Here is a 16,890-nt window from a genome sequence, read left to right as displayed (position 1 = left end):
AATTATCCTTGGCTTTCGAGTAAAACTCCGCCTTGGTTAATAAAAATTGATCAACTTTGAAAAAACTTTGAAAAAACTTTCAGAAAAGAGACTTTTCAAAATAAATTCATTATGATATGATACTTTTAATTGAATATCAGATTATCGGTCCTTTCGATCATACGAAAGGTTAATAGGGAATGAGGTGAAAAACCTCAGCAGCCCCCGCTACTGTAAAGAAGAACGAAATCTCACATGCCACTGATTATTGGGAAGGCGAGAGAGTAGGATGATATCTAAGCCAGGAGACCTGCCATAATTTTTGCAACAAACAAACTTCGGTGGGAGGTTTAATGTAAGATATATTTTTCAAGTATGTAAAATATGATAAGTATATAACTAAACACAACCATCAGGTTGTGTTTTTTTTATGCCATTATTTTTAAACAACAAAATAATTCATTAATGAGGTGAACGATGAATCCATCCGCAATTTTAATACTCGCACACGGAAGTAAAGTTGAAAAAACAAATGAAACCATGGAACAATACATGGATGCTTTAAAAAAATATTCCGGAGAAGTTTTACTTGAAAAAGCCTACCTTCAATTAATGGAACCTTCCATGGAGACAGCTATTGAAACGTTATATCAAAATGGCGTCCGCCAACTAACCATTTTTCCTTTCTTTTTATTTCAAGGGAACCATATTCTTGAAGATATTCCGTCAGTCATTGAAAGTGAAAAACTTAAATATCCAGATTTGAGCATCCAATTTCTATCAAATATAGGGTTTGATGAAACAATTGTGAAACTCATTGCTACAAGAGTTGGTTTGATATGAGTTATATCAAAGATCCGATGAAAATAGAGTCCACTAGCTTTGAAATCATTGAAAACATTATGAAAGATCATGCATGGACATATCCTAATTCACATCATCATATATACAAAAGAGTCATCCATACTTCTGCTGATTTTGATTACCTAGAGAATTTAAAAGTAGATTCATCATTTGTCGAGCAGCTCATAGCACTCACGGGTGAAACTGTGACACTTTACACCGATACACAAATGGCTTTATCAGGTATCAATAAAAAAGCCCTAAACAAATCAAATTGGCAGGTCAAATGCTTTGTTTCATCGGAGGAAGCCCAAGTGATTGCCTCTAGCAAAGGCATTACAAGATCAATGGCTGCGATTGAAATGGCTTTAACTGAACCAGGAAAGAAAGTATTTGTCATTGGAAATGCGCCTACTGCTATTTTTCAACTACTCGAACACTCAAATTTATCAAAATTTGATGTCATCGGAGTCATAGGTGTTCCGGTTGGTTTTGTTGGTGCTGCTGAATCAAAACAGGCACTGTACGAAAGTACGCTACCTTCGATTGTAGCACTTGGTAGAAAAGGTGGTAGCAATGTTGCAGCAGCCATTGTTAACGCTATATTATACGATGCAGTTGGTAGATAAACTTATGTTATAATCCATTAATTTCATCGAAGATATCGAGGTGCATCTGAAGTGGCAAAACAAAACACAATACAAGAAGTCAATCAAAAGCATAATCAATCTCTAAATTTATATGAATTATCTGACCAAGCGGTTAAATTGCGAAAGGGTTTCACAACTGGAAGCTGCGCGACTGCGGCATCGAAAGCGGCTCTCATCATGTTAAGCCAAACAAAGGTGTCTACAATTGATGCGATTGATATCGAGCTCCCAGACGCATCCAAACTTACTGTACCGGTTGCAAAGATTACGCGCAATGATGATGGTTCAGTCACATGTACGATTGTTAAAGATGCCGGTGATGATCACGATGTCACCAATCAACTTGAAATAGAGGCCATAGTGGAATGGACACACACAATGGGCGATATTGATATTCGTGGCGGTAAAGGTGTCGGAATTGTTACAAAATCAGGGCTACAAATACCTATTGGTCATGCGGCAATCAATCCAATTCCGCTGAAGATGATTCGACATAACTTACGCCCATTGCTCGATGGTAAGCAAAGAGTTCGCGTGACTATCTGTGTGCCAAAAGGGGAAGAAATAGCGTTAAAAACATTTAATCCTCGTTTAGGAATAGAAGGAGGCATCTCAATTATTGGCACAACAGGAATTGTTCGTCCAATGAGTGAAGATGCGTTTAAAAGCACTATTTACACAGAATTGTCACAAAAAAAATCACTAGGTGTTCTCGATGTTGTTCTGGTTCCTGGCCAACATGGAGAAAAATATGCTATTGAACATCAACATATTTCGATTCATCAGATTGTACACGTTGGAAATTTTGTAGGATTTGGATTATCCGCAGCACAGGAATTAGGGTTTCATTCCATCTATTTAGTCGGTCATATTGGAAAATATGTCAAACTTGCTGGCGGTATCTTTAACACACATAGCAAAGTTGCCGATGCAAAATCACATATCATTATTACTTATTTTGCAATGACTGGCGCACCTACTTGGAAGATGAAAGAGATTTTTCTAGCAAATACAACAGATGAAATATCGGACAGAGTGCACCAGTGGGGCGATGAGGGAATATTTCAAGACATAGCAAACGCTGCAAAAACCTATTGCACTGACTACATTTTAGGGAAATGTGCTGTTGATATATTGATGTACGATATGAAAGGCCGTTGTTTGTGCAATACCAAACTTAAACCACAGGAGGAATCATGATTGTTGTGATCGGTATTGGTCCAGGAAATGCCAGCTTGCTCACGAGCGAAGTCATCGATTTTATTACTTCATGTAAATGTCTCATTGGAACAGAACGACAACTTCAAACGGTACAGCAGATCCCAACTCAAGCAGATCGTCAGATTTATAATGGTAAACTCGAAGTCCTTTTTGAGTACATCCGACAATCGCTTGATGTATATGGCGAAGTGGGCATTTTAGCTTCTGGAGACCCCAGTTTTTACGGGATCACTGAGTGGGTTAAACGCTCATTTTCTCAAACGCCACTAAAAAGTCTTATGGGAATATCCAGTGCTCAAGCTCTGTTCAATGCGCTGAAAATGCCAATGCACGATGTGTTTTTTACAAGCGTTCACGGACGTGATCCTAATTGGGATTTGATGAAACACCTTGAAAAAATATGCATGCTGACCGACTCTGCATGGTCCCCAAACAAGATTGCAGAAAAATATCTCGCCATGGGTCTTAATCCGATGTTCCATATTGGTGAAAACCTAACCTATGCAGATGAGTGTATCACTAGTTGTCGAGCAAGCGACTTACCTGATAAAAACTATAAAATGAGTGTTGTGGTGATTGAAAATGAGAGATGAAGCTTTTGTAAGGGGATCAAATCCCATGACTAAAATGGAAATTAGAAATACCATTATCAGTTATTTAGATCTTAAAGACGGACAAAACATATTGGATATTGGAGCAGGGACGGGCTCGGTAATCATTCAGGCTAAAAAAACATGTCCAAATATTGAAGCATATGCTCTCGAAAAGACAGAATCCGGATGTACATTAATTGATGAAAATGCGCAACTTCACAAATTAGATATTCATATCATTCACAATCAAGCACCTGATTATACGTTTGATCCACATGTGAAATTTGATCGAGTTTATGTCGGTGGTACAGGACATCAATTAAAAGAAATCATGAACTGGTTAGAAACGCGTCATTTGAAAACATCCGCAATCATTGTCTTTTCGGCCATTACCATAGAGAGTCAACAAGAAATTTTCAATTATCTTAATAATCCAGCCCATTCATATACTGAGGTTGAAGCGAGTCTGATACAAGCAAGTCGATTAGAACGATTATCAGATTATCATTATTTCAAACCACTCAATCCTTGTATGGTCATTAAATGTATTTACGGAGGCATAAATGGCTAATTTTTATGGCATTGGCGTTGGCCCAGGCGATCCTGATTTACTCACAATTAAAGCCGTGGCAACTCTACAAAATCTAGATATTCTCATTGTTCCCGCTGGTAACAAAAATGGAGATAGCGAAGCACTCAACATTGTTAAAAATCATCTTCCACAAAATATTCAAATATTTCATAGGCATTTTCCAATGACGTATGATCAAGACAAGAAGTCAGTCATCTGGGATACTATCTCTGATGAAATTTGCGTCTTAGTTCGCAATGGTAAAAATGTTGGTTTTATAACCCTTGGCGATCCCATGCTATATAGCACATATGGATACTTGATTAAGCGCTTATATCATCAAATTCACGTCATTACAGTTCCCGGTGTTTCAGCATACGCTTCAATTGCTTCAGGTTATAATCACGTGCTCGTTGAAGGAGATACGCCACTTGTCATCTATCCTTGTGTGGATCATTTTGAGGCAATCGAACAAACGATACAATCTTACGACAGCATCGTATTGATGAAGGTCTATAAGTCTTTCGAAAAGATTAAAGAGATTATCATCAAACACAATTTAGAACCATATTCTTTAATCGTCTCTGATTATGGCAAGGAAAATGAAATCCATTACAAAGACATTCACCACGTAAATAAAGATCAAATAAGTTATTTTACTACGATTCTTATCAATAAAAGGGGGATATCATGTCAATCAAATTCGTAGGGGCAGGGCCTGGTGATCCTGAACTGATTACGTTAAAAGGGTATAAAGCACTCGCAAATGCTGATATCGTCATTTATGCAGGATCACTTGTGAATCCAGCATTATTAGATTATTGTCAACCTGAATGTAAGATTTATGACAGTGCTTACATGACACTTGAAGAAATTATAACCGTATGTGACGAAGGCGTTCAACATGGACAAAATGTCGTTCGACTGCACACTGGTGATTTTTCGATCTACGGGTCATTGAGGGAGCAAATAGAAGCCCTTTCTGCTATTGGACATCCCTATGAACTCATTCCAGGCGTGAGTAGTTTTTTAGGTGCAGCATCTTCTCTTCAAATCGAATACACTGTGCCTGAAATTTCTCAAAGCCTGATTATTACCCGAAAAGAAGGACGGACACCGGTCCCTGAACTCGAAGATTTAAAACACTTTGCCGCACATCAAACATCCATGGCTATTTTTCTATCATCAGGCATGATCGATGGCGTCGCTAAAGACTTAGTTGAGGGGGGGTATCCACCAGAAACGCCAGTTGCAATCGTATACAAAGCAACTTGGCCAGATGAAAAAATAATAAGAGGATCACTCGATAACATTGCTACTTTAGCTGCTCAAGAGAACATCCACAAAACAGCATTGATCATTGTTGGAAAGTGTTTGGGAGAATCATTTAACCATTCAAAATTATATGATAAGGCTTTTTCACATGAATTTAGGTTTTAATATGAATAGGTGTTTTTATTTAATTGCATTTACAAAATCGGGTCATACAATCATCGAAACCTTAGCATGCCATCTAAGTCCAACACATTCTATCAAAATATATGACAAAAACACGAATGATTCACTTCAGGCATTTATTCAGGATATATTTATTCAGAATTCATTTTGTCAGAATCAAGTCCGTGTCGATTCTCAATTGACACTCACTCAGCCTTGCATCATTATCGTTGGGGCAACAGGCATCGCGGTTAGACTTATCGCCCCGTATATTAAGGACAAACTCACAGATCCAGCCGTTATCGTCATTGATGACATGGGGCAATTTGTTATCAGTTTGTTATCAGGTCATCTTGGTGGTGCCAATCACATCGCTAAAGAGATTTCTCTTTTATTGATGGATCACCAATATACTGCAATACCCGTTATTACCACCGCGACAGATAGTAGAGGGTTAGAAGGTTTTGAAACTATTCTTCAAAATTATATGATCCCATTGCAGCCTGTGAGAGATGCAATCAAACGGCTCAATCAGCATATTGCTGAGGGCGGAACCATCCATCTTGAAGTAGATCCTTTGCTCGGTCGTCATCATACTGAATCAGAGGTCATACGATCATATGCCGATACAGATGAACGATCCCTTCATGTCGCAATTTGTTTACGTGATCCAAAATACTGGCGAGAAGCTTCATCTGATATAGCCTTTGATTACCTATTTGTAAGCAAATCTTTAGTCTTAGGGACGGGATGTAAAAGAGATTTACCTGCAGAAAACTATCTGAAAATGATAAAAATTCTACTTGAATCTCAAAACTTTATGTCAGATTCACTACGCACAATCAGTAGCATCACACTCAAAAAAAATGAAACGTGTATTCAACACGCTGCAAAATGGTATCAAACAGACCTTATTTTTCTGGACACTGAACAACTAAAATCAGTTGTTACGTTATATGAGCCCTCGGATTTTGTCATGAATCAAGTTGGCATCGGAGCGGTTGCAGGTCCTTGTGCGTATCAAATAACTCAAGACTCAAACGCACTCACTGTCTTTAAAAAAACAGGATGCACGTTTTCCATAGGGAGGTTGTTAAGATGATATATGTCATTGGCATTGGTCCTGGAAGTGAAAAATTAATGACCTTTGAAGCTCGAGAAGCTTTGATTCAGTCAGAAATTATCATCGGTTATAAAACCTATATTGATCTCATCAAAACGATGATTGAAGGAAAGACCATTATAACCAACGGTATGAGAGGTGAAATCGATAGATGCCAACAAGCCGTTGATTGGTCAAATAAAGGCAAATCTGTTGCTGTTATCAGCAGTGGGGATTCAGGTGTGTATGGCATGGCAGGATTGATCTACGAACTTGTGGATGATGTGGATTCTGTCAAAGTCATCCCTGGTATAACGGCTTCGACTGCAGGTGCCGCTTTATTAGGAGCGCCGTTGATGCATGATTATTGCCATGTTAGTTTAAGTGATTTACTCACACCAATAGAGGTGATCTTTCATCGAATTCAAGCTGCTGCACAAGCAAATTTTGTAATTTGTTTGTATAATCCTCGAAGTCACAGTCGACCGGATTATTTAAAACAGGCCCTTGAACAGATTATGAATATTCAAGGTCAGGATATATGGGTCGGACTTGCCAAGGATATTGGACGAATTGATGAAATAACTCATATTATGCCCATATCACAAGTGAACTTTGACCTCGTGGACATGACGACGCTTGTCGTTGTAGGAAATCGAAGTACCTACTTAAAAGGGAACAAACTAATCACACCAAGAGGCTACCAATTATGATTTTGATATTGGGTGGTACCCACGAGGGAAGAGAAGTTGCAGAAGCACTTTCAAAAGCCAATATTCAGTACTTTTTAACGGTGACGACTTCGCTTGGTAAAAAAACGTATTCAGACTTACAATGTGAGGTTCACGTTTGTAAATTTGATGTCCTGTCACTTGTTGATTTCATCCAACAGCATGCCATTCAACTCGTAATAGACACAACTCATCCGCATGCTCTTGAGATAAAAAAAGTCGCGAATTCAGCATGTGAAAAATGTAACATTCCATGCTGGAGATATTCACGTCAACTCGATATCAACTTTAAACAAATCACCAATGATGTTTCATATTTTGAATCCATGGAAGAATTGGTATTCGCATTAAAAAAGGAAACGACCATTGGCAATTTATTCATCACAGGTACAAAACATATCGGATTATTTTATCAGCATTTTTCAAAATCTAATTGTTACTTTCGTGTAATGCCGAGTCTCTTTTCAATCGAGCAATGTGAAAAATGGGAAGTACCACTATCTCATATCATCGGAATTAAAGCACCGTGTTCTGTTGCACTCAATCAAGCTTTATTTTCGGCTTATGAAATCACACACTTTATTTTTAAAGCGAGTGGAGCTGGGAGTGGTTTTAATAACAATTTAGATTCTCTTAAAGGGACTCATATAAGAGGATTCGTTCTTAAATCCCCCCAAATTGAACCATCAGATTTCGAATATTTTTATCATGATGTTGAGGCACTATGCCTTGCAATAAAAAATTTCAATAATGAGGAGGTCAAAAAATGATTCAAAATTTATTAAGTGGAAGTCGCTTCACATATGCCATGCATATCGCAGAAGGCTTTTTACCAAAACAGTGGTCTTTAGTTTGGTTTGTTCTATTTACACCTTTACTGATTCTAAGTATCAAAAAACTCACGGTTCTCTTTAAAGAAGAATCCTCAAACAAGTTATTATTTTCACTAATGGCTGCATTTGCTTTTACACTTTCATCACTTAAAATTCCTTCAATTGTAGGAAGCTGCTCGCATCCTACGGGAATGGGGTTAGGTGCGATATTACTTGGACCTCTTCCGATGGTAGCAGTAGGAACCATCGTGTTATTGCTTCAAGCGCTTTTAATCGCTCATGGCGGCATTACTACTTTAGGTGCAAATGCCTTCTCCATGGCAGTTGTAGGACCATTCGTTTCATTTGGAATTTATACGATTCTTAAAAAAATGAATGTGAACAAAAAATTAACGGTCTTCTTAGCAGCTACTATTGGCAGTTTAAGTACTTACTTTATCACCAGTCTTCAATTAGGTTTAGCATTTGCAAATGGAAATTTCTTGTTATCTGCTGCTAAATTTTTAGGTGTGTTTATGTTCACGCAATTGCCAATCTCCATCGCTGAAGGGTTATTAACCGTTGTCGTTTACAATTTATTGAGTCAATCCAATCAATTCCCAGTTCTTGTTGGAGGTAAAAAATAATGAAAAAACAAAATCTCATCTTAATCGTGATCTTTGCATTACTGGTTATTGTGCCGCTTGTCCTCAATCCTTCTGCTGAATACGGCGGTTCAGATGGAAACGCAGAAGCGATGATCAATAAAATTCAACCAACTTATGAACCATGGTTTGAGCCATTATGGGAACCACCAAGTGGAGAAATCGAAAGTTTAATGTTTACTTTACTTGCAGTAACAGGCGCGTCAATTATTGGCTTTTATCTTGGAACTCTTAAAGGTAAAAAAGCGTGATACACATTGATGCAATTGCCTGTCAGAGCAGATATTCACAAATATATACAAAAGAAAGAATCACATTTATACTGGCTTGTCTGATTGGAAGTGTCCTACTGAACAATCCAGTGGTATATCTCATTTTGTTTGTGATATCACTGCTATATATTTTAACTACATCCAGGCAAAAACTAGGCACCCTCATGAAAATTATGCGGGTGCCACTGCTATTTGTTTGGCTTTCATGTGTGTTAATTGCCATTACATTTTCATTTAAAGATACTCCGAATGCTCTTTTTCAAATAAAATTTTCAACTGTTTTTATTGCACTCACAAAAGACTCTTTATCTCTTGCTTTGGAAGTATTCATTCGCTCAGTTTCAACAATTCTTCAAGTGTTTTCAATCAGTTTGACCATCCCTATGGCACAAGTAATTCAATGGATGAATTGGTTGCGCCTTCCAAAATCATTTGTTCAGCTATTTACCATGAGCTATCGCATGATATTTATTGTTTATGAATCTGCACAAGAACTTTCAACGTCACAAACATTGAGATTTGGTTTTTTGTCTCCAATACGTTCCTTTAAAACAGTGATTGCTATAAGCAAAGCTTTATTTATGACGACCTTTGATAAAATGAACGATATGGACGTCGCGCTGAAATTAAGATGTTTTGACGAAGATTAATTTAACAAGAGGAGGCGTTATGTTGACGTGTCATAATCTCACATATAGTTATAATCACAGTGATAAAGGCATTTGTGATGTGAATTTTTCAACAGATAAAGGGCAAATCATTGGTGTTATTGGCGAAAATGGTGCTGGAAAATCCACCTTGTTTAGATGTCTTTTAGGTTTACTTAAACCTACAGAAGGTTCAATCTATTTCAAAAATCAACCAATGGATTATTCTAAAAAGTCATTAGTTGAAGTTCGAAAGCATATTAACATGGTACTCCAAGATCCCGAGAGACAGATTTTCTATAATACTGTTGCTGAAGAAGTCGCAATGGGCCCTAAAAATCTAGGTCTAAATAGCGAAAAAATCAATCAAATAACTGCTCGATGTATTGAAGCCGTTGACGCACAGTCTTTCAAAGAAGTTCCTATTCAATATTTAAGCTTTGGGCAAAAGAAAAGAGTTGCCATTGCAGGTATTCTAGCTCTAAATTGCGAAATCATTTTAATGGATGAACCTGAAACTGGATTGGATCCTAAAATGAGAAATGAACTCGTTCGTTTAATTCAGCAGTTATCTCAAGAAGGGAAAATTATCATTATTTCCAGCCACAATATGGATTTAATCCATCATTTGTGCGACTACGTTTACGTGTTTCATGAAGGGCGCGTTCTCGCCGAAGGGCATCCAAGCAATGTCATGAATGATGCTGAAACCATGCAGCGCGCACACTTGCAAGTGCCAATCATTTTACAGATTTCTCAAAAGTTCGGCATTGAATTGGAACTTATGAATCATCATTTTTCACAAACAGGCTATTAAAAGATAAGGAGGGTCGCAAGCAGTACAATTAACTTATAATGTGGACTACTTGCTTAGAGATATGATATTAGGTGTCATTGGATTAAATCACGAAACAGCCAACATTTCACAAAGAGAGCGTCTTGCAACCTTCGATGTGATTCCTGTACTTAAAGTATGGTTAGCAGAAGATCAGGGCATAGAAGAGGCGACTGTTTTATCTACATGCAATCGTTATGAAATATATTTTGTTGCTCATAAAGTGCTTTATCATCAAGCTAAAAATCAAATATTGACTATTTTGCACGAACAATTATTGAGCAATGAGGATACGCTTCTTTATCATTTCGATGGTATAAATGCCGTAGAGCATTTGTATAGTGTGACTTGTGGACTGAACTCGCTGATCATAGGCGAAGATCAAATACTTGGGCAAGTCAAAAATTGCATCAGTGAAGCTCAAAGTGAAAAGATAAGCGGTAAAATTTTAAATAAATTATTTAGAGAAGCTATTTCCTTTGCAAAATCGGCTAAAACAGAATTTAAAATCTCTGAAAACCCACTTTCATTGAGCTATATTGCTATTAAAAAAGCCATTGAATCAGGTTATTTAAAGAAAGATGCCATTGTCACGATGGTAGGACTAGGAAAAATGGGAATGCTTGCCATTCAATATATACTTGAACAACCCATTCAAGTTGTTAAAATTGCAGTTCGTTCGCCTGAAAAATTACCTCAACATATCTTGGATCATCCAAAAGTGCGCATCGCTTCTTTTGAAGATCGATATCAATGTATTGCGGATAGCGATGTGATTATCTCGTCTACATCTGCACCTCACTCGGTTTTAAGACATGAAAATTTGCAAGGCTACCGAGAAAATTCTCTATGGATTGACTTATCCATGCCAAGGGATATTGACACAAACATCGAAACAAACTGTTCGGTTCAAATTTGGCCAATTGATTACTTCAAAGATATATCAAATGCCAACAATAAAAGAAGAGTTGAGTTAATGGAACTTATCAAGGACATGATGGCAGAAAATATTGCCTCTTATCAAAGATGGTTAGAAGCAATTGAAGTCGACGACTTATTAAAACACTGGCAGTTATCCATTCAAAATTTGGTTCAAGAAGGCCTGAATATCGCTGAAAACAAAAGGCTCATCAGCCACCCAGACCAAAATGAAAAATGGGCACTCGTCTTTGAAAGCGTACTTAAAAAAATGATCAAGCCGCCATTAGTCAACTTAAAATCCATTCAAGATAAAGCTGAGCGAGATTTGTATGTCAAAATCCTGAAGGAGCTTTATAACTATGAGTAACTTCATGACTCAGTTTAAGCCCATTGCAATTTGTGGCCCGAAGGTAAATGTTTTAATTGTTGGGTATGGTTCTATAGGAAAAAAGAAATACGCGATGTATATAGGTACTGGAGCAAATGTGGTTTCTGTCGACCCAAAACTAGAAGCAAATGCAACTTATAAAATGACATTTGATGAATTTATTCGCAAACACTTGGATATTTTTATCAAACAACATTTAATTATCATTGCCACTGAACAATCTTCTGTAAACGAAGTGATAGAAACACACTGTTCTGCACACTATAAACTTTTTAATCGTACAGATAAAAGTGAAAATAGTCTTTTTCATGACTTAGCAGTGGCTTATGAAGATATGTATTATCTAGCAGTTGGAAGTGGAGGGCTTTCACCGCAAATTGGCCCTTATGTATTAAACAGCATTCAGATGCAAACACCCATTGATGGATTTCATATTCAAGAACTAATAACGAATCGGAGAAAGTAGATATATGAATACTATAATCAAGGTAGGAACTCGTGGCAGTCGATTGGCATTAACACAAACCAACTGGATCATCCATGAACTGTCTACCAAACATCCAAACCTCACATTTGAGAGCGTCATAATTAAGACAAAGGGCGATCTTGTAACAGATGTCTCACTCGATAAAATTGGTGACAAAGGGCTTTTTACACGTGAAATTGAGTCTCAACTTAAAGAAGGTGTCATCGATTTTGCCGTGCACAGCTTAAAAGATTTACCAAGTGAGATGGATTGCTGTTTTTCACTGTCAGTAGTACCCAAGAGAGAAGATCCACGTGATGTTCTTATTTTAAAAAATAAAATAAACATTCTCGATGACTTACCATATGGTGCTAGGATTGGAACAGGTAGTAAAAGACGACTATTTCAGCTACAAGAGTTGCGCCCTGATATTATTGCAATACCTATTCGCGGGAATGTTGAAACGCGCATTGAAAAAATTTACTCTGAAAATCTTGATGGTGTTATCTTGGCAGCAGCTGGACTTCATCGGCTTGATTTAAAGGATCAAATTAGTATCTATCTGCCAATTGATCAGATGATACCTGCGCCTGCTCAAGGTGCACTTGCGCTTCAATATCGAACTGATGATATTCATATAAAGGAACTTCTATCCTCTATCAAGGATGAAAAGTCTGATATTTGTGTACGTGCTGAACGAAGCTTTTTAAAACACATTGAAGGCAGTTGTCATATCCCAATAGGGTGCCATGCTTCTATAGAAAACGATACCCTGACGCTGAGATCCGTTTTTGGAGATGAAAATGGCCACAAACTCTATCGTCAACACCTTGTTGGTGATGCATCCTCCCCAGAGCAACTAGGTGAAAAGGCTGCAAATGCAACAATTCAAAATCAATATCAAGATACCTTGGTTTCGCTGGTGGGTGCTGGACCTGGCGATCCTGATCTCATCACTATAAAAGCCATGGAGCGCATTAGAAATTGCGATGTCATCGTTTATGATCGATTAGCATCTCCTGCATTATTAAAGGAAGTTCCTGAACATGCTCAAAAAATATATGTGGGAAAAGCTGCAAGTAATCATGCAATGTCACAAGAAGACATTCATGCAACGCTAGTTAAGCTCAGCAGAAAGCATCGCAGAATTGTCCGGTTAAAAGGCGGAGATCCTTATGTTTTTGGTCGTGGCGGGGAAGAAGCATTGGTTCTCAAAGAACACCAAATTCCGTTTGAAATCATTCCAGGTATCACCTCATCAATTGCAGGCCTTGCCTATGCAGGCATTCCCATAACGCATCGAGGTATTGCTTCATCATTTCACGTCTTCACTGGACATCACCAATCAGATGAACACCAACTTGATTTCAAGACGCTGTCAAAATTAGAAGGAACAATGGTCTTCTTAATGAGTCTTTCAAGTTACAAAGACATTTGTTTTCAGTTAATGCAGCATGGAAAATCCGCTCAGACACCAGTTGCCCTGATCTCTAATGCCACAACAGGACAACAAGTCATTAAAACAGCTACACTTGAAACAATTCACGAATTAGAAAATGTCCCTTCTCCTGCATTTCTTGCAGTAGGCGAAGTACTTAAATTAAGACCTGAACTCAATTGGTATGAAGAACTTCCTTTATTTGGAAAACGGATTATTGTCACACGCACCAAACACCAAAGCAGTACTTTTTCTCAAAAACTAAGACAACTAGGTGCAATTCCTCTAGAAGTTCCATCAATTGAAAGAGTTGATAAACCGATGATCTACGATGTTGAGTTTCCCGAAAAACTTCGTCAGTATACACATTTATGGTTTACGAGTGAGCATGCCGTCAAATTATTTTTTAGTAAGCTTCAGCTGCATCATTTAGATACCAGGTCACTTGGACACTTAAAAATCCTTTCAATTGGTTCAATGACGACAAAATCACTCAAGACGTATGGAATTGTTCCAGATTTTGAACCAAAAGAATTTACACAAGAAGGCATCGTAACGCTCATTAAGCAACACTTATCCGCGAATGATTACGTGCTCATTCCATCTGCAGAAGATGCTAGAGTCTATTTAAAAGAAGAAATATCAAAAATATGTCGCGTCACAAGTGAGATACTTTATCAAACAGTTCTTTCAACCGATAACTCCAATCACATTGATGAATTGATTGAAAAAGCTGATTTTATCACCTTTACAAGTGCATCTTCAGCTTACAATTTCTCAAAAATACTCAAAGAAAAATCACTCGTACTACCAGGTTCTGTTAAGTGTGTTTCAATTGGACCCATTACTTCTCAAGCGTTAGAAGAAGTGGGGTTATCGCCCGATATAACTGCGTCTACTCACACGATAGAAGGCATCATCCATGCAGTCATTGAGCATGGCAAAGCATTAGTTGTTTAGGAGGTATTCGTTTAGTGGAAAGATTTAGAAGATTAAGATCAAACGATCGCATTCGTCGTATGGTAAGTGAATTTACATTACAATTGGACGATTTTATAACACCTATTTTTGTTACAGAAGGATTGGACGTCAAAACCAACACAAAAGCAATGCCTGACTTTTATACCTACTCATTGGATCGATTACACGAAGAATTGGATGAGCTAGCCTCTCTTGGTTTAAAACAAATCATTTTATTTGGTGTTCCTAGTCAAAAGGATTCTATGGGCACGCAAGCGTATGATCCCCATGGTATTGTTCAAAAAGCTGTGAAATTCATCAAATCCTATGATTCCGATTTTTATGTGATAACGGATGTCTGTTTATGTCAATATACCGATCACGGTCATTGTGGTATTTTAGACGATTCTGGCACTCTATTAAACGATCAAACCGTCTCATTGTTATCCAAAATCGCCCTTAGTCACGTTCAAGCTGGAGCCGATATGGTTGCGCCTTCGGATATGATGGATGGAAGAATCGCTGGAATTCGACAAATTTTAGACGAAAATGGTTATGAGTACACACCTATTTTAGCTTATTCTCTCAAATACTGCTCAAATTACTATGGTCCTTTTAGAGCAATTGCTGATTCGAGCCCAAAATTCGGTTCTAGAAATAGCTATCAAATGGATTATCACAATTCAAAAGAAGCCATCCATATTGCACAGACGGATATTCAACAAGGGGCCGATTTAATTATGGTAAAACCTGCCATGATGTATTTAGATATCGTTAAATCTGTAAGTGATCACATTGCCAAACCAGTTGTCGTCTATCAAGTCAGTGGGGAATACGCATTATTAGATCAAGGGATTAAAAGTGGATTCGTCTCCGATCATATTCTGTACGAAACCATGATTGGGTTTAAACGCGCAGGCGCTAAACTCATTATTACGTATTTTTCTAAGGTTCTTGCAAGGCAATTACAACAATTGGAGAGGGGCAATTCACATGAACACGTCAAATAAATCAGCTCAAAATAATCCATCGAAAGATCTCAATCATACCAATCATAATAGGGCGCGATCAAATGCACTGTACTCTCGTGCTATTGAGGTTATTCCCGGGGGCGTAAACAGTCCGGTTCGGGCGTTTAAATCTGTTGGAATGACCCCGATTTTCATCGAAAGTGCGCAAGGTGCTCGATTGACAGATGTCGATGGCAATACTTATATCGACTTTATCGGTTCATGGGGCCCTATGATTCTCGGTCATACGCCTCCTTTTCTCACTGAAAATATCCAAGAAATTTTTAGTCGTGGCGTCAGTTACGGTGTTCCAGGTAAGCTAGAAGTCGAAATGGCCGAAAAATTAGTCAATGCGTATAATGGTCTAGATATGGTTCGAATGGTTAACTCGGGAACAGAAGCGACGATGAGTGCCATTCGAGTTGCACGAGGGTATACCGGAAAAAATAAAATTTTAAAATTTGAGGGTTGTTATCACGGACATTCAGATGCATTGTTGGTAAAATCTGGCTCAGGTACATTGACCTATGGTGTTCCTACCTCGCTTGGTGTGGCAGAAGAGGTGGTAAAAGATACTTTGGTCAGTCGATATAACGACGTGAATCAAGTAACTGAAATCTTTCAACAAAACGGACATGAAATCGCATGTGTCATAATAGAGCCAGTGGCTGGAAATATGGGTGTAGTACCTTCAACACCTGAATTTATCAAGTGTTTAAGAGATTGTTGTGACCTTTACGGCGCAGTACTCATCTTCGATGAAGTAATTTCTGGTTTTCGACTCGCCTATGGCGGCGCCGCAGAGCTCTACCAAGTAACACCTGATATGGTTTGTTTTGGCAAAATTATCGGTGGTGGTTTACCCGTTGGGGCTTATGGTGGAAAAAAAGAAATCATGTCCATCGTTTCGCCACTAGGCGGCGTCTATCAAGCGGGAACATTATCTGGCAATCCACTTGCTATGCATTTTGGTATTCAAATGCTGAACTATTTAGAACAGCATCCTGAAATATATGCACAATTAGAGTCCTATGCAAAATTAATTGAGACGACGCTCAATCATTTTTTTCACACGTATCAATTGCCATTAGTAGTTCAGAGATTTAAGTCTATGCCCTGTTTGTTCTTTAAAGAAGGATTGAATTTCAGCTATGACGATGTCAAATATTGTGACACTGAATCATATGCTCGATATTTTAAAGGCATGCTCGACAGAGGATTTTTGTTACCACCTGCACAGTTTGAAGGTCTCTTTTTATCAACAGCACACACACTTGACGATATTCAGGCAATGATCAATGCCTCTAAAGACGTTTTAAGTGACATGTACTTATAATTGTAATAAATCA

The 16,890-nt window shown here is 37.9% G+C and carries 19 protein-coding genes and 1 riboswitch; all 19 genes read left to right on the top strand.

From position 1 onward, the window contains the following. Positions 1-127: 127 nt before the first annotated feature. A riboswitch (cobalamin riboswitch) is annotated at positions 128-311 on the top strand. A 145-nt stretch (positions 312-456) separates the two neighbouring features. From ACZ41W_RS03245 to hemL, 19 genes are read left to right on the top strand one after another with little or no spacing between them, the layout of a single operon-like run. Beyond that, positions 457-822 (top strand): sirohydrochlorin chelatase, encoded by a 366-nt coding sequence (locus ACZ41W_RS03245; protein ID WP_464313448.1) that lies wholly within the window; start codon positions 457-459, stop codon positions 820-822. Beyond that, the gene (locus ACZ41W_RS03240; protein ID WP_464313447.1) at positions 819-1,451 is read left to right on the top strand and encodes a precorrin-8X methylmutase; all 633 of its coding nucleotides are present in this window, start codon (positions 819-821) and stop codon (positions 1,449-1,451) included. The genes ACZ41W_RS03245 and ACZ41W_RS03240 overlap by 4 nt, the downstream gene beginning before the upstream one ends. A gap of 51 nt (positions 1,452-1,502) precedes the next feature. After that, complete coding sequence (gene cbiD, locus ACZ41W_RS03235) at positions 1,503-2,672, top strand: cobalt-precorrin-5B (C(1))-methyltransferase CbiD (protein ID WP_464313446.1); 1,170 nt, start codon at positions 1,503-1,505, stop codon at positions 2,670-2,672. Further along, positions 2,669-3,286: a precorrin-6y C5,15-methyltransferase (decarboxylating) subunit CbiE gene (gene cbiE, locus ACZ41W_RS03230; RefSeq protein ID WP_464313445.1), complete on the top strand. Its 618-nt coding sequence runs from the start codon at positions 2,669-2,671 to the stop codon at positions 3,284-3,286. The genes cbiD and cbiE overlap by 4 nt, the downstream gene beginning before the upstream one ends. A gap of 25 nt (positions 3,287-3,311) precedes the next feature. After that, entirely contained in the window at positions 3,312-3,857 is a 546-nt protein-coding gene (gene cbiT, locus ACZ41W_RS03225; protein ID WP_464313444.1) for a precorrin-6Y C5,15-methyltransferase (decarboxylating) subunit CbiT, read from the top strand. Continuing rightward, positions 3,850-4,566: a precorrin-2 C(20)-methyltransferase gene (gene cobI, locus ACZ41W_RS03220; RefSeq protein WP_464313443.1), complete on the top strand. Its 717-nt coding sequence runs from the start codon at positions 3,850-3,852 to the stop codon at positions 4,564-4,566. Before cbiT ends, cobI begins: the two co-directional genes overlap by 8 nt. Beyond that, positions 4,548-5,297 carry a precorrin-4 C(11)-methyltransferase gene (gene cobM, locus ACZ41W_RS03215; RefSeq protein WP_464313442.1) on the top strand — a complete coding sequence of 250 codons (750 nt, stop codon included), beginning with the start codon at positions 4,548-4,550 and terminating at the stop codon, positions 5,295-5,297. Before cobI ends, cobM begins: the two co-directional genes overlap by 19 nt. A gap of 1 nt (position 5,298) precedes the next feature. Next, positions 5,299-6,396 carry a cobalt-precorrin 5A hydrolase gene (locus ACZ41W_RS03210; RefSeq protein ID WP_464313441.1) on the top strand — a complete coding sequence of 366 codons (1,098 nt, stop codon included), beginning with the start codon at positions 5,299-5,301 and terminating at the stop codon, positions 6,394-6,396. Next, complete coding sequence (cobJ, locus tag ACZ41W_RS03205; protein ID WP_464313440.1) at positions 6,393-7,109, top strand: precorrin-3B C(17)-methyltransferase; 717 nt, start codon at positions 6,393-6,395, stop codon at positions 7,107-7,109. The genes ACZ41W_RS03210 and cobJ overlap by 4 nt, the downstream gene beginning before the upstream one ends. Then, the gene (locus tag ACZ41W_RS03200; RefSeq protein WP_464313439.1) at positions 7,106-7,897 is read left to right on the top strand and encodes a precorrin-6A/cobalt-precorrin-6A reductase; all 792 of its coding nucleotides are present in this window, start codon (positions 7,106-7,108) and stop codon (positions 7,895-7,897) included. The genes cobJ and ACZ41W_RS03200 overlap by 4 nt, the downstream gene beginning before the upstream one ends. After that, a complete protein-coding gene (locus ACZ41W_RS03195) occupies positions 7,894-8,586 on the top strand; it encodes an energy-coupling factor ABC transporter permease (RefSeq protein WP_464313438.1) in 693 nt (230 codons plus the stop codon). Before ACZ41W_RS03200 ends, ACZ41W_RS03195 begins: the two co-directional genes overlap by 4 nt. After that, complete coding sequence (locus tag ACZ41W_RS03190) at positions 8,586-8,855, top strand: energy-coupling factor ABC transporter substrate-binding protein (RefSeq protein ID WP_464313437.1); 270 nt, start codon at positions 8,586-8,588, stop codon at positions 8,853-8,855. Before ACZ41W_RS03195 ends, ACZ41W_RS03190 begins: the two co-directional genes overlap by 1 nt. Beyond that, the gene (locus ACZ41W_RS03185; RefSeq protein ID WP_464313436.1) at positions 8,852-9,526 is read left to right on the top strand and encodes an energy-coupling factor transporter transmembrane component T family protein; all 675 of its coding nucleotides are present in this window, start codon (positions 8,852-8,854) and stop codon (positions 9,524-9,526) included. The genes ACZ41W_RS03190 and ACZ41W_RS03185 overlap by 4 nt, the downstream gene beginning before the upstream one ends. A 19-nt stretch (positions 9,527-9,545) precedes the next feature. Beyond that, the gene (locus ACZ41W_RS03180; protein WP_464313435.1) at positions 9,546-10,340 is read left to right on the top strand and encodes an energy-coupling factor ABC transporter ATP-binding protein; all 795 of its coding nucleotides are present in this window, start codon (positions 9,546-9,548) and stop codon (positions 10,338-10,340) included. 49 nt (positions 10,341-10,389) lie between these two features. Beyond that, positions 10,390-11,646 (top strand): glutamyl-tRNA reductase, encoded by a 1,257-nt coding sequence (hemA, locus tag ACZ41W_RS03175; RefSeq protein ID WP_464313434.1) that lies wholly within the window; start codon positions 10,390-10,392, stop codon positions 11,644-11,646. Continuing rightward, positions 11,639-12,133, top strand: coding sequence for an NAD(P)-dependent oxidoreductase (locus ACZ41W_RS03170; RefSeq protein WP_464313433.1), 495 nt, complete (start codon positions 11,639-11,641; stop codon positions 12,131-12,133). The genes hemA and ACZ41W_RS03170 overlap by 8 nt, the downstream gene beginning before the upstream one ends. Positions 12,134-12,137: 4 nt before the next feature. Continuing rightward, on the top strand, positions 12,138-14,531 hold the full coding sequence (gene hemC, locus ACZ41W_RS03165; protein ID WP_464313432.1) for a hydroxymethylbilane synthase: 2,394 nt from the start codon (positions 12,138-12,140) through the stop codon (positions 14,529-14,531). Between the two features lie 14 nt (positions 14,532-14,545). Next, positions 14,546-15,541 carry a porphobilinogen synthase gene (gene hemB, locus ACZ41W_RS03160; protein WP_464313431.1) on the top strand — a complete coding sequence of 332 codons (996 nt, stop codon included), beginning with the start codon at positions 14,546-14,548 and terminating at the stop codon, positions 15,539-15,541. After that, positions 15,525-16,877: a glutamate-1-semialdehyde 2,1-aminomutase gene (hemL, locus tag ACZ41W_RS03155; RefSeq protein WP_464313430.1), complete on the top strand. Its 1,353-nt coding sequence runs from the start codon at positions 15,525-15,527 to the stop codon at positions 16,875-16,877. The genes hemB and hemL overlap by 17 nt, the downstream gene beginning before the upstream one ends. The last annotated feature ends 13 nt before the right edge of the window (positions 16,878-16,890 follow it).

The sequence above is a fragment of the Fusibacter fontis genome (assembly GCF_055378735.1).
The sequence above is the reverse complement of the archived record's forward strand: the minus strand, read 5'-3'. Positions and strand labels throughout refer to the sequence as shown.

Excerpts from the sequence above, each read along its gene's own strand:
- ACZ41W_RS03245 (WP_464313448.1), top strand. The coding sequence starts at position 457 with ATGAATCCATCCGCAATTTTAATACTCGCACACGGAAGTAAAGTTGAA.
- ACZ41W_RS03240 (WP_464313447.1), top strand. The coding sequence starts at position 819 with ATGAGTTATATCAAAGATCCGATGAAAATAGAGTCCACTAGCTTTGAA.
- cbiE (WP_464313445.1), top strand. The coding sequence starts at position 2,669 with ATGATTGTTGTGATCGGTATTGGTCCAGGAAATGCCAGCTTGCTCACG.
- cbiT (WP_464313444.1), top strand. The coding sequence starts at position 3,312 with ATGACTAAAATGGAAATTAGAAATACCATTATCAGTTATTTAGATCTT.
- cobI (WP_464313443.1), top strand. The coding sequence starts at position 3,850 with ATGGCTAATTTTTATGGCATTGGCGTTGGCCCAGGCGATCCTGATTTA.
- cobM (WP_464313442.1), top strand. The coding sequence starts at position 4,548 with ATGTCAATCAAATTCGTAGGGGCAGGGCCTGGTGATCCTGAACTGATT.
- ACZ41W_RS03210 (WP_464313441.1), top strand. The coding sequence starts at position 5,299 with ATGAATAGGTGTTTTTATTTAATTGCATTTACAAAATCGGGTCATACA.
- cobJ (WP_464313440.1), top strand. The coding sequence starts at position 6,393 with ATGATATATGTCATTGGCATTGGTCCTGGAAGTGAAAAATTAATGACC.
- ACZ41W_RS03200 (WP_464313439.1), top strand. The coding sequence starts at position 7,106 with ATGATTTTGATATTGGGTGGTACCCACGAGGGAAGAGAAGTTGCAGAA.
- ACZ41W_RS03195 (WP_464313438.1), top strand. The coding sequence starts at position 7,894 with ATGATTCAAAATTTATTAAGTGGAAGTCGCTTCACATATGCCATGCAT.
- ACZ41W_RS03190 (WP_464313437.1), top strand. The coding sequence starts at position 8,586 with ATGAAAAAACAAAATCTCATCTTAATCGTGATCTTTGCATTACTGGTT.
- ACZ41W_RS03180 (WP_464313435.1), top strand. The coding sequence starts at position 9,546 with ATGTTGACGTGTCATAATCTCACATATAGTTATAATCACAGTGATAAA.
- ACZ41W_RS03170 (WP_464313433.1), top strand. The coding sequence starts at position 11,639 with ATGAGTAACTTCATGACTCAGTTTAAGCCCATTGCAATTTGTGGCCCG.
- hemC (WP_464313432.1), top strand. The coding sequence starts at position 12,138 with ATGAATACTATAATCAAGGTAGGAACTCGTGGCAGTCGATTGGCATTA.
- hemL (WP_464313430.1), top strand. The coding sequence starts at position 15,525 with ATGAACACGTCAAATAAATCAGCTCAAAATAATCCATCGAAAGATCTC.